A 12453-nucleotide genomic window follows, 5' to 3' on the forward strand; every position below is an offset into this window, starting at 1 on the left:
TCGGGGTCGGTCAGTCGTCATAGAAGACCCAGTACCGCGACAGCCAGAAGTTGATGCCGGTGAATCCGGCGATCACGAGGAGCAGGAACCAGGCCATCGTCGACGCGTAGCCCATGTCGATGGGCGCCGTGAAGGCGTTCTGGTACAGGTACAGCGTGTAGAAGAGCGTCGAGTCGCTCGGTCCGCCCGTGCCCCCCGACACGATGTAGGCCTGGGTGAACGACTGGAACGCGAAGATCATCTGCAGCACGAGGTTGAAGAAGATGATCGGCGTCAGCAGCGGGAAGGTGATCGAGAAGAAGCGCCGCACCTTGCCCGCTCCGTCGACGGCGGCGGCCTCGTGGTACATCTCCGGGATCTGGCGAAGGCCGGCCAGGAAGATCACCATGGGCGAGCCGAAGGTCCAGACGTGCAGGAGCACGAGGGTCCACAGGGCGAAGTCGGGGTGCGAGATCCACCCGGGGCCGTCGATCCCGAACACGGCCAGGAAGCCGTTGACGAGCCCGTCCTTGCCGAACACCTGCCGCCAGAGGATCGCGATCGCGACCGAGCCGCCCATGAGGCTCGGCAGGTAGAAGACCGATCGGTAGAACGACAGGCCGCGCATCCCCCGATCGAGCACCAGGGCGAGAGCGAGAGCGAGGATCAGCTGCAGCGGGACGGACACGACGACGTAGAGCACCGTGATCCCGAAGGAGTGCCACAGGCGCTCGTCCTGCGCCATCCGCACGATGTTGCCGAATCCGGCCCAGCGCGGCGGGGTGAGCAGGTCGTAGTGGGTGAACGAGAGGACGAGCGACGCCACCATCGGGCCGATCGTGAACACCACCAGGCCGATGAGCCACGGCGCCAGGAACAGGTAGCCGGTGATGTTGTCGCGGGCTCGTGGCTTCGGGCTCCGGGCCCCGCTGCGCCGGCGTGACACGGTGAGCGAGCGCAGCTCTCCGAGACTGCTCACGATGACCTCCTCGTCCGTCGTCCGCCCGGCGGTCGCGCCGGGGCCCGTGAAAGCGGTTTCTCGATTATGCGGCGGGATGCCCGCGAGGTCAAACGGCTCGGCCCCGGCGATTCGTTATGGTGACACCTATCGCGGGGCGGTCGCCAGTGGCCGTGCGGGAAGGGCGGACCACCGTGGCGAGCCGATCGGGCGCAGCGACCATCGCCGAGGTGGCGCAGCGCGCCGGGGTGTCGCCCGCCACGGTCTCGCGCGTGATGAACGGGCGCTTCGTCGGAGAGCCGCAGGTCGCCGAGCGGGTTCGGCAGGCGGCGGCCGAGCTGGATTACTCCCCGAACCATCTCGCGCGCAGCCTCGCCCTCGGCGAGACCAAGGCGATCGCCTTCCTCGTGCCCGACCTGTCGAACCCCGCGTTCCAGGCCGTGCTCTCGAGCCTCAGCAAGACGGCGGCGAAAGACGGCTACCGGGTGCTCGTCGTCGACTCCGGCGAGTCGCCGACGGAGGAGCCGCTCCTGGCCGCCGAGGCCCGCCGGCGGTGCGATGCGATCGTGCTGTGCGCGCCGCGCATGTCCGAGGACGATCTCGTCGTCGCGGCGGATGCGCTGCGTCCGGTCGTCGTCATCAACCGTCAGACGTCGCGCGTGAGCGCCCCGACGCTGTCGATCGACTACCGGTCGGGGGTCGAGAGCCTCGCCCGCCACCTCTACGACCTCGGTCACCGCCACCTCGTCTTCCTCGAGGGGCCGGAGGGCAGTGTCTCGAACCGGGCGCGACTGCTCGGCCTCGAGGACTTCGAGCGCTCGACGCCGGATGTTCGCCTGGACCGGTTGCCCGTGGGAGCCGGATCGGAGGACGGCCTGCTCGCGGCGGGCGACGTCATCGCCACCGGCGCGACCGCCGCGCTCGCCTTCAACGACCTCGTGGCCGTCGGGCTGATCGGCGGGCTCGTGGAACGCGGCGTCCGGGTGCCCGAGGATCTCTCCGTGACGGGGTTCGACGACATCCCGTTCGCGCGGTATATCTCCCCGCCGCTGACCACCGCGTCGGTGCCGCACGAGGAGCTCGGTGTCCAGGCATGGAGCCGGATGCGTTCCCTCGTGCGCCACGAGACGCCCGAGCACAACGTTCTGTTCCAGCCCCGTCTCGAGCTGCGCAAGTCGACCGCGGCGCCGCGGGCCTGAGCCGGGCCGGGCCCGCCGGCGCTCGTTGACACCGTTCGGCCGCGGTGCTAGCTTCCCCGTGAAAGCGGTTTCTCAGCTTTGCGATCCCGAAACCGCCCGGTTCCGCCGACACGGCGGGCCGTCGAACTGAGAACAACGAAAGAGGCGCAATGACGCGTACAGCACGCCCCCTTGCCCGCGTAGCCGCTCTCGGCGCGACCGTCGCGGCAGCACTCATCCTCGCGGGCTGCGCCGGCTCGCCGGCCGCCGCGCCGAGCGACGCCGGGCCGACCTTCAACCCGAAGCAGAAGATCACCCTCCACATCTCGTGGTGGGGCAACGACGGGCGCGCAGCGCTCATGTCCAAGGCGATCGACCTGTTCGAGAAGAAGTACCCGAACATCACGGTGAAGGCCGAGAGCGTCGGGGCTCCGAACGACCTGTTCAACCGCCTGACCACCGACTTCGCCGCGGGCGGCACCACCGCGCCCGACGTCTTCGCTCTCGGCGGCGCGCTGCCGCAGCAGTACGGCGGCTCCGGGCAGCTGCTCGACCTCGGCACGGTGAGCAAGTACGTCGACATCCAGGACTACGCGGCGACCGCCACGGTCAGCGCGACGGTCAAGGGCAAGCTCTACGGGCTGCCGACCGGCGGCAACGCGATCGGCGTGCTGGTCAACGAGGACCTGTTCAAGAAGGCCGGCGTCGACCTGCCCAAGGCGAACTGGACCTGGGACGACTTCATCAAGGCGGCGGACGAGATCGGCAAGAGCCACACCGGGGTCGCCGGTGTCGACCTGCGGATCCAGGACATCCTGGGCACCTACATCGCGCAGCTGAACAAGACCGGCGTCTACGACTTCAAGGGCAAGGTCGCCGCGACCCCGAAGCAGATCCAGAGCTGGCTCGAGATCGAGCAGAAGCTCGTCAAGGGGGGCGGCATGCCCGACCCGTCGGTCGTCGTCGAGAACCACAACCTGACCCCCGACCAGACCCTGTTCGGCACCGGCAAGGCGGCCATGGCGTTCTCCTACAGCAACCAGATCGCCGCGTACTCGGCGGGCACGGGAGGCGCGAAGGTCGAGATCGTCACCCCGCCCACCTCGACGAAGCTCTCCGGCCTCTCGGTGCTGCCCTCGCAGTTCTGGGCGATCAACGCGCACACCGCCCAGCCGGCGGCGTCGGCGCTGCTCGTCGACTGGCTGCTCAACCAGCCCCAGGCGGCGAAGGTGATCCTGGCCGACCGCGGTCTGCCCTTCAACCCGAACACGCTCAAGGTCGTGCAGCCGCTTCTCGCCCCGGCGGACGCGGAGGCCGCGGGATACCTGCAGAAGGTGCTCAAGGTCGGCGTCGAGGCGCCGCCGCAGCCCAACGGCGGCTCCGTCATGAACGACCTGTCGCAGCGCATCGAGTCCGACGTGCTGTTCGGCAAGACCTCGGCGGCCGACGGCGGCACGTCGTTCGTCCAGCAGTTGACGGCGGCGCTGGCCACGGCCCAGTAGTCGCATCACCTTCGGTGGGCGGTCTCCGATCGGGGACCGCCCACCGTCGTCTCGGGGAAGGATGTCGGCATGACGGGGATCGACGACGCGCTCGCGCGGCTGCGCAGGTCCGACCCCGTGCGCGAGGCCGGGCTCTCGGGGGCCCTCGCGGAGGGGATCGCCGAGGCCGGCATCCGGTTCGCCTCGATCGGCGGCCCGCTCGGCGACCGGTGGATCCAGGCGCTGCGCGAGCTCGACGCCTGCGTCGGGCCGCTCGCCCCGGGCGAGGACCCCGTGCTCAGCGAGGGCGGGGTCTACCACGGCGCGTGGATCGAGAGCACGGGCACGATCAACGCCGAGGTGCTCGACCGCTTCGCGCCCGCGGTCACGCGGTCGACCCATCTCCTCTTCGCCGACCATGCCCGAGCCGACGGGCTGATCCCCTACAAGGTGACCGCAGACGGTCCGGCCTTCTCGCAGATCCAGATCGTCACGCCGTTCGCCCGGTCGGTGTGGCGGCACCACCTTGCCACCGGCCGCCGCGACCTCGCGCACCTTCGCCGGATGCTCGGCGTGCTCACCGCGAACGACGCCTGGCTCGCCGCGCACCGCGACACCCGTCGGACGGGCGCGGTCGAGGCGTTCTGCACCTTCGACACCGGCCACGACCTCTCGCCCCGCTTCTGGCACGTGCCCGACCGCTGCTTCCACGGCGACGCGGCGCGCTTCGATCCGGCCTCGCCGGGGCTCCCGTTCATCGCCCCCGACCTCACGGCCAACGTCGTCGCACAACGGCTCGCACTCGCCGACATCGCGGCCGAGCTCGGCGACGACGCGGACCCCTGGCGCGAACGGGCGGCCGTGTCGCTCGCAGCCCTGTGGGAGCAGTGCTTCGACGAGAACGCGGGCATGTTCTACGACCGGGACGCCTCCGGCGGGTTCGTGCGCGTCGACTCCGACGTGCTGCTTCGGGTGCTCGCGTGCGGCGTCGGCGACGACGCGTTCGCCGCCGTGGCGCTCGAGCGCCACCTCCTGAGCACCCGCCGCTTCCTCGGCCACTACGGGCTGACGTCGCTCGCGCTCGACGATCCGCGCTTCGATCACGACGCGAGCCGCAACTCCTGGGGCGGCCCGAGCAACTTCCTGAGCATGATCCGCGCCCCCGACGCGTTCGAGCCGCACGGCCGGCTCGCCGAGCTCGCGGTGATCGAGCAGCCGGTGCTCGCGGCCCTGACGATCGCCGACCGGTTTCCGCAGTGCCTCGATCCGTGGAGCGGCACCCCGGGATTCACGTCGGTGTACTCCCCGGCGATCCTGTGGTTCCTGGATGCCGTGGAGCGCGCCGCGGGCATCCGGACCCGGCACGACGGCGGCATCGACTTCGGCGGTCTCGTGCCGACCCGGCTCGAGCACGGCGCCGCCGCGACGGCCACCGCCTACGCGCGCACGATCGGCGGGATCCGATACGAGCTCGCGGGCGACGACGAACGGGTCGTCGTTCGGCGCGACGGCTCCCCGCACCTCGAGTTCGCGCGGGGCTGGCACGTCGAGGCGGATGCCGCGGGCGCGCCCGTCGCGGTCGTCGGCGTCGCGGGCGGCCCCGTCGCGGGCACGTTCACGTGGCCGGGCGGCGCGCTCGACCTGGCACTCGCCCCGAACGAGCGCCTCGCCCTGGCCGACGGCGCCCGCACCTCGATCGGCTTCATCCCGCCGCACTCGTAACTCGCGAATGACCGATTAATCCCAGTGCGGGAGCGACGTACTGGTCGATTTTGGTCAGTCGCGCGCGAGGTGCTCCCGGAGGAGTTCGACGAGGGGCGACCGCTCCCGGGTGCGGTCGAAGCGGAACCCCGACGCGAGCTCGCGCGCCTGGTCGGGCGTCACGCCGCGGAAGAGGTCGCCGAACTGCTCGGCGAGGGGCTCGGCGAGCAGGATGTGCCGCACGAGCACGGCGATATGCGGCTGCCGTCCCCACGGCCACGGCGCGTAGCCCGGGAACTCCCGGTCGAACAGCGCATCGAGGGGATCGAGGATGTCGCGCACTCCGGCATCCGACCCGCCCCACGAGTCGATGCCGAGCCGGCGCTTCTTCTCGACGAGCGCGCCGATGAGCTGCAGGTACTCGCTGTCGGGCGCGACCGTGCGCAGCCCCTGCAGCCTGATGTCCTTGTACGTCCAGAGCGCCCAGCTCGCGCCGTGCTCCCGGTAGATCTCGAGCTGATCGCGCAGCAGCCGGTAGCGCCACTCCTCGACGCCGCGCCCCGGCGGGTACATCGGGCCGAACTCGCCGATCCAGATCGGCGTGCCGGTGCGGCGCATGTACTCGGTGCGGCGGAGGAATGTCTGCTCGACCACCGTCCGGTCGAAGAATTCGCCGCGAGTGGTACCGGGGTACTCGGTGGCGCTCGTGATGCCGGGCAGCGCGTAGTCATGCGCCGTGTAGACCGTGTTCTCCATCGGCTCCGCGCGGCCGTCGAGGAACGAGAAGTCGGTGGAGTACTTGTTGCCGTCGAGGAAGAGCACGTGGCGCCGATCGATCGCCCGGATCGCCCGCTCCAGCCGCTCGTAGAACGCCGGCAGCACCTCGCCGCTCGCGTCCGACGGTTCGTTGATCGGGTTGTAACCGGCGACCTCCGGCCGGTCCTTGAAGCGGTCGGCGAGCGCCTCCCACAGATGCACGACGCGGTCCTGGAAGTGCCGGTGCTGCCAGAACTCGGCGATGTGGGTCGGGTTGTCGCTGTGCCAGTGCTGGTTCTGCCGCCCGGGCAGGGCGTGCAGGTCGATGATCGACCGGATGCCGTGCCGGGCGAGCACGGTGACCGCGCGATCGAGCTGCGCGAAGCCCGACTCCTTGAGCTCGAACGGCCGCGCGTCGTCCTCGAAATGCCGGTAGTTCACGGCGATGCGCATCGAGTCGATGCCGATGGCGGCGAGATAGGCCGCATCCTCATCCTGGATGAAGTCGCCGAGGTAGGCGTCGAAGAACGCGTCGTAGGCCTCGCGTCCCATGCGGTCGAGCAGGATGCGGCGGATGCCCTCCTCGTTGCCGGGGTAGCCGGAGATGAAGTTCTCCATGTTCATCCACCCGCCGAGGCTCACCCCGTGCAGGTGCACGGGCCGCTCGCCCTCGTCGACGAGATCGGCCCCCCGCACCGCCAGCCAGTCGAGTCGTGTCATGGCAGTTCCTCTCCGTAGCCGAGGGTGCGCGGCCGCTGCCGCCCCCGTGCGTCCACGACCGGCCAGCGGGGGTCGGTGGTCAGTTCCTCGATCCCGTCGGCGTGCACGACCACGGTGTCCTCGAGCTTGAGACCGGGCGCCCAGGGGTTCCAGGCGAACGCCTGTCCGGCGACGATCCGGTCCGCGGCCGCCGGGGTCGCCTTCGGGTCGCGCCCCAGATATCCGGTCGGGCCGCCCTGATGATGACGCAGCCAGGCGTCGGCGCCGAAGCCGTGCCGCTCGTACGACCGGGCGATGTCGCCGAGCACGTCCGAGAGCACGCGCCCGGGCTCGGTGGCGGCGAGGGCATCCGCCTCCACCTCGCGCAGCGCCGCTTCCCGCGTCCCGTCGCCCGGATCCGCCCCGACCCACCGGGTGAGGTTGACGATAAGACCGTCGCGCCGGGCGCCGACGACGGCCATCGCCCGCGCCCCGAGCCGCGCCGCGGTCGGGAGCGGATGCGGCACGCCGGTGCGCGCCTCGCCTGCGACGAGCAGCACGACGGGCTCGGCGCCCGCGGCGACGAGGCGGGCCGCGAGATCTGCGGCCACCGCTCGCTCCGTGCGGTCGGGGCGGGTCGCGGCGAGCACGTCGGTCGTCAGCGCGGCCACCTCGGTGCCGAGCGCGCGATAGCGCTCGAGCTCGGCGGGCAGGAGGGAAGCCCGCGCCGCCCGGAGCTCCGGCACGACGTCGCCCTCCGTGAGCCACCCGTCCGCGGCGACGGGGAGCGGTTCGAACCACGGCAACTCCTGGATCCGGACCCCGCCTCCCAACTCCTCCTCGCGCAGGCGATCGACCTCGTTGGCCGGCGCGTGCACGAAGATCGATCCGTCCGCGTCGACGGCCGCGGTGAGCACCGCCGGTCCGCCGAGCGGGACCGAGACGCGGGCTCCGTCGAAGAGCCAGGCGAGGGACTCCGCACTCGTGAGCAGCAGGCCCTCGGCTCCGCGCGCGTCGATGATCGCGCGCAGTCGCGCGAGCTTCCGGACCCGATCGGTCGGCCGGTTCACGGCACCGGCTCCCGCGCGTCGTACTGCCGGAAGGCGGGCCGCAGCCGCGCGATCGCGACGAGGACGATCCCGATGACCACGGCACCCAGCAGCGGAGGCCACCACAGCGCGCCCGCCGCGGCCACGAAGCCCGCGAAGACGTCGCCCACCCGCGGCCCCGCGGTCAGCACGAGCGTGTACAAGCCCTGCAGTCGGCCGCGCATCTCGTCCGGCGCGGCGGACTGCATCATCGTCGTGCGGAAGATGCCCGCGATGTTGTCCGCGGCCCCGACCAGCACCAGGGCCGTGGCCAGCCCGATCAGCCAGGGCAGGTCGACGTGGTGCGCGTCCGCGTCATGCGGCAGGAGCGACAGGGTGAGCACGAGTGCACCGAAGACCGCGACGCCGCTCGCCATGCAGCCGGCCGCGATGAGCATCGCGCGCCCCTGCCGCCGCACCCGTCCGAGGGGTCCGGAGAGCACGCCGCTCACGATCACGCCGACCGCGCTCGCGGCGACGAGGATGCCGACGGTGGTCGCGCCGCCCCCGAGCAGGACCGCGCCGACGGCGGGCAGCAACGCGTACGCCCGACCGAACGCGAAGGTGGCGATCTGGATGCCGATCGCCGTCCGCAGGTTGCGGGCCGACCGCAGGAAGCGCAGTCCCTCGGCGATCGCCGCCGGGCCGACACGCGCGCGCACGGCCGGCACGATGGCCGGCAGCGACGCGATGCCCCAGAACCCGACGAGGAACAGCCCGAGGTCGATCGTGTAGGTCCAGGCGAATCCGACGGCGGCGACCAGCAGTCCGCCGAGGGCGGGGCCGACCGCCGACTGGAGGCCGGCGCTGATCCCGCTCAGGGCCGCGACCGCCGGCAGCAGCCGGCGCTCGACGAGGCGCGGATGGATGGCGAAGCGGGCGGCGCCGACGAGGGCGCCGACGGTCGACGACAGCGTCGTGAAGACGTAGTAGGGCCAGAGCTCGGTCACCGACAGCCAGGAGAGGCCGGCGATCCCGAGAGGGGCCACGAACGAGATCGACGAGGCGACGATGAGCACCTTGCGCCGGTCGAACGCGTCGACGATGGCGCCGCCGAAGATCCCCATGACGATCATGGGCGCGAGCGCGAATCCACCCACGAGAGCCACGGCGGCGGTCGTTCCGCTCAGGTCGTACACCTGGATGCCGATGGCGACCGCGGTCAACTGAGTCCCGATGCCCCCGGCCACCCCGCTCATCCAGAACCGGCGGTACGCGGGGCTCTCGCGAAGGGGCGCCACATCGAGGAACCAGCGTCGCCGGGGCGGTGCACAGTCGACGGCGGACACCCGGCCACCTTAGCAAGAAAGCGCTTTCTCGCTCTCGCTCTCGCGCTCGATCACCCTCCGGACGACGCCCGCACGACGAGCTCGGGCTGGAAGACGACCTGCCGCGGCCGCGGCTGCGCGGCGGCGGCCTCCTCGAGCAGGATGCCGACCGCCGTGCGCCCGATGAGCTCGGTCGGCTGCCGCACCGAGCTGAGCGGCACCATCGCCGCGCTCGCGACGTCGATGTCGTCGTAGCCGATCAGCGCGACGTCGCCCGGCACACGGACCGATCCCTCGACCACGAGCGTCTCGAGCACGCCGAGGGCGACCAGGTCGTTCGCGGCGAGCACGGCATCCGGCATTCGCGCCGATGCGAGGAGAGCGCGTCCGGCGCGCCGGCCCTCGGTCACCGTGAGCGCCGCCGTCGGCACGACCTCGAGCGTCGCGCCGTCGATCGAGGCGACCGCCTCCCGCGCGCCGGTGAGCCGATCCGCGACCTGCCGGATGCCGACCGGGCCGCCGACGAACGCGATCCGACGCCGGCCGATCTGCAGCAGGTGCGCCGCCGCCATCCGGCCGCCTGCGACGTCGTCGACCGACACCGAGCTGACGCGCCGGTCGCTGCTCGCCCGGTCGACCAGCACGGCCGGAATCCCGCGCTCGCGCAGAAGTCGCAGCCGCTCGTCGATGCGGCCGTACGGCGAGATCAGCACGCCGCGCACCCGCTGCTCCTCGAACAGGTCGAGGTAGCCGGCCTCGCGCGCGGAGTCCTCGGCGCTGTTGCCGAGGATCACCGACATCCCGTGCCGCACCGCCTCGTCCTCGGCCCCGCGGGCGAGATCGGTGAAGAACGGGTTGCGCACATCGAGCACGACGAGGCCGATGGTCTGACTCTGGCCGGCCCTCAGCATCCGTGCGGCGTCGTTGCGCACGTAGCCGAGCTCGGCGATGGCCTCCCGGATGCGACCGAGCGACGCCGCCGACACCTTCTCCGGATGGTTGAGGGCGTTCGACACCGTGCCGACCGAGACCCCCGCCCGCTCGGCGACGCCGCGGATGCCGATCGACGCCATGGCCCGATCCTGCCAGCGCGCGCCCGGAATGAATCCATTCACGACGCACCCGGCACAATCTGAGGGTGAGCGCGCTCGACCTCTCCCTTCCGGTGGTCCTCGGGACGGGCTGGTTCGACCCCGACGTCGCCGGTGCCGTGGACGCCTCCATCGCGACCTACCTGGACGCCGGTGGACGGGTGCTCGACACCGGACGCGTCTACGGTCGCAGCGAGGACGCGATCGGCGACTGGTTCCGCGCGCACGGCGACGTGCCGGGGGTGCGACTCGTCACGAAGGGGGGCCACCCGGATCTCACCGACTGGCTTCCGCGCCTGTCGCGCCACGCGGTGCTCGCCGACGCGCGCACGAGCGCGGACAAGCTGGGGAGGCCTGTCGATCTCTACCTGTTGCACCGCGACGACCCGGCGGCTCCCGTCGAGGACCTGGCCGACACACTGCGGGTCGTGGTCGACGAGGGTCTGGCCTCGGAGGTCGGGGTCTCGAACTGGGCGCTCGATCGGACCCGCGCACTCGATGATGCCCTGCGCGAGCGCGGACTCCGGTTGGCGGCCCTCAGCAACTACGCGGGACTCGCGGCTGCCAGCGGCACGCCGGAGCTCGCGGGCGTGCGCAGCCTCGACGCGGCGACGCTCGCGTGGGCGCAGGCGCACCGCATCCCGAACCTCGCCTGGTCGTCGCAGTCGGGCGGCTATTTCGTCGGCCGCGAGAGATCGCTCTTCGACGGTCGCGAGAACGTGCGCCGCCGGGGGGTGCTCGACCGAGTGGCCGCGGCCGCGGGTGTGCGTTCGGACGACCTGCTCGCCCGGTGGACGGCGACGCGCACCCGCAGCATCGTGCCGATCGTCGCGAGCCGCACGCCCGAGCGCCTCGCACGCGTCCTCTCGAGTACGCGGGATGCGGCATTCGACCCGGCGGTCGAGCAGCTCATCGCCGCGCTCGACCCTGCCGGCTCTCTCAGCCGCGCGCTCCTCGATCCCGACCCCGCGTGGTGAACCTCACCGCCGTCGACGGGCTGACCGTTTCGCGACAGGTCGGGATGCCGTATCGTTAAAACGATTCAATCGCGGCCGTCGCCGCCCGGATGAAAGAGCCGCCCATGGTCGATCTCGCGCCCATCTCGTCCCGTCTCGCCGAGCAGCGGATCGAACTGCCCTCGTGGGCGTTCGGCAACTCGGGCACGCGCTTCAAGGTGTTCGCCCAGCCCGGTGTGCCGCGCGATCCGTTCGAGAAGATCTCCGACGCCGCCCAGGTGCACAAGCACACCGGCCTCGCGCCGACCGTCGCCCTGCACATCCCGTGGGACAAGGTCGACAGCTACGACGACCTCGCGAAGCACGCCGAGGACAACGGTGTCGCACTCGGCACCGTCAACTCGAACACGTTCCAGGACGACGACTACAAGCTCGGCTCCGTCACGCACCGCGACGACCGCATCCGCCAGAAGGCGATCGACCACCACTTCGCGTGCATCGACGTCATGAACCAGACCGGGTCGCGCGACCTCAAGATCTGGCTCGCCGACGGCACCAACTATCCGGGACAGGACGACATGCGCGGCCGCCAGGACCGGCTGCACGACTCGCTGTCGAAGATCTACGAGCGGATCGGCGAGAACCAGCGCCTCGTGCTCGAGTACAAGTTCTTCGAGCCGGCGTTCTACCACACCGACGTGCCGGACTGGGGCACCAGCTACGCCCAGGTCAGCGCCCTCGGCGAGCGCGCCGTGGTGTGCCTCGACACCGGCCACCACGCGCCAGGCACCAACATCGAGTTCATCGTCATGCAGCTGCTGCGCCTCGGCAAGCTCGGCTCGTTCGACTTCAACTCGCGCTTCTACGCCGACGACGACCTGATCGTCGGGGCGGCCGACCCGTTCCAGCTGTTCCGGATCCTCGTCGAGGTCGTGCGCGGCGGCGGCTACGGCGACGACGGCGACACGGCCTTCATGCTCGACCAGTGCCACAACATCGAGGACAAGATCCCCGGCCAGATCCGCAGCGTGCTCAACGTGCAGGAGATGACGGCGCGGGCGCTGCTCGTCGACACCGCGGCGCTCGCGACCGCGCAGGCGGCGGGCGACGTGCTGAGCGCCAACGGCATCCTGATGGACGCCTTCTACACCGACGTGCGGCCGGCGCTCGCCGAGTGGCGCGCCGCGCGCGGGCTGCCGGAGGATCCGATGGCGGCCTATGCGGCATCCGGGTACGGCGCGAGCATCGTCGCCGACCGGGTCGGCGGCAACCAGGCCGGCTGGGGCGCCTGAGCGGCG

Annotated in this window: 10 protein-coding genes; 5 read left to right on the forward strand and 5 right to left on the reverse strand. The window is 71.4% G+C overall.

Features of this window, described 5'->3' with window-relative positions:
* Positions 1 to 10: 10 nt before the first annotated feature.
* Positions 11 to 958 (reverse strand): carbohydrate ABC transporter permease, encoded by a 948-nt coding sequence (locus ABD285_RS03225; protein WP_284253855.1) that lies wholly within the window; start codon positions 956 to 958, stop codon positions 11 to 13.
* A 173-nt stretch (positions 959 to 1131) separates the two neighbouring features.
* Here ABD285_RS03225 and ABD285_RS03230 point away from each other — a divergent pair, with 173 nt between their 5' ends.
* The 3 genes from ABD285_RS03230 to ABD285_RS03240 all read left to right on the forward strand — a co-directional run bounded on the left by ABD285_RS03230 (position 1132) and on the right by ABD285_RS03240 (position 5318).
* Entirely contained in the window at positions 1132 to 2136 is a 1005-nt protein-coding gene (locus ABD285_RS03230) for a LacI family DNA-binding transcriptional regulator (protein ID WP_344200243.1), read from the forward strand.
* 149 nt (positions 2137 to 2285) lie between these two features.
* Positions 2286 to 3617, forward strand: coding sequence for an ABC transporter substrate-binding protein (locus ABD285_RS03235; RefSeq protein WP_344200246.1), 1332 nt, complete (start codon positions 2286 to 2288; stop codon positions 3615 to 3617).
* A 69-nt stretch (positions 3618 to 3686) separates the two neighbouring features.
* The gene (locus ABD285_RS03240; protein ID WP_284253858.1) at positions 3687 to 5318 is read left to right on the forward strand and encodes an MGH1-like glycoside hydrolase domain-containing protein; all 1632 of its coding nucleotides are present in this window, start codon (positions 3687 to 3689) and stop codon (positions 5316 to 5318) included.
* A 54-nt stretch (positions 5319 to 5372) separates the two neighbouring features.
* On the opposite strand, the gene ABD285_RS03245 is transcribed toward ABD285_RS03240, so the two are convergent.
* Genes ABD285_RS03245 through ABD285_RS03260 form a run of 4 tightly spaced genes read right to left on the reverse strand, consistent with a single transcriptional unit; the run spans position 5373 to position 10181 of the window.
* Entirely contained in the window at positions 5373 to 6773 is a 1401-nt protein-coding gene (locus ABD285_RS03245) for a glycoside hydrolase family 5 protein (RefSeq protein ID WP_344200249.1), read from the reverse strand.
* The gene (locus tag ABD285_RS03250) at positions 6770 to 7822 is read right to left on the reverse strand and encodes a M24 family metallopeptidase (RefSeq protein ID WP_344200252.1); all 1053 of its coding nucleotides are present in this window, start codon (positions 7820 to 7822) and stop codon (positions 6770 to 6772) included. Before ABD285_RS03250 ends, ABD285_RS03245 begins: the two co-directional genes overlap by 4 nt.
* Positions 7819 to 9129: an MFS transporter gene (locus ABD285_RS03255; RefSeq protein ID WP_284253862.1), complete on the reverse strand. Its 1311-nt coding sequence runs from the start codon at positions 9127 to 9129 to the stop codon at positions 7819 to 7821. The genes ABD285_RS03250 and ABD285_RS03255 overlap by 4 nt, the downstream gene beginning before the upstream one ends.
* A gap of 50 nt (positions 9130 to 9179) precedes the next feature.
* Positions 9180 to 10181 (reverse strand): LacI family DNA-binding transcriptional regulator, encoded by a 1002-nt coding sequence (locus tag ABD285_RS03260; protein WP_284253863.1) that lies wholly within the window; start codon positions 10179 to 10181, stop codon positions 9180 to 9182.
* 65 nt (positions 10182 to 10246) lie between these two features.
* Here ABD285_RS03260 and ABD285_RS03265 point away from each other — a divergent pair, with 65 nt between their 5' ends.
* Both ABD285_RS03265 and rhaI read left to right on the forward strand, forming a co-directional pair.
* A complete protein-coding gene (locus ABD285_RS03265; RefSeq protein ID WP_344200255.1) occupies positions 10247 to 11176 on the forward strand; it encodes an aldo/keto reductase in 930 nt (309 codons plus the stop codon).
* Between the two features lie 104 nt (positions 11177 to 11280).
* The gene (gene rhaI, locus ABD285_RS03270; protein WP_284253865.1) at positions 11281 to 12447 is read left to right on the forward strand and encodes an L-rhamnose isomerase; all 1167 of its coding nucleotides are present in this window, start codon (positions 11281 to 11283) and stop codon (positions 12445 to 12447) included.
* Positions 12448 to 12453 lie beyond the last annotated feature (6 nt).

The sequence above is a fragment of the Pseudolysinimonas kribbensis genome (assembly GCF_039531715.1).
Classification (GTDB): domain Bacteria; phylum Actinomycetota; class Actinomycetes; order Actinomycetales; family Microbacteriaceae; genus Pseudolysinimonas; species Pseudolysinimonas kribbensis.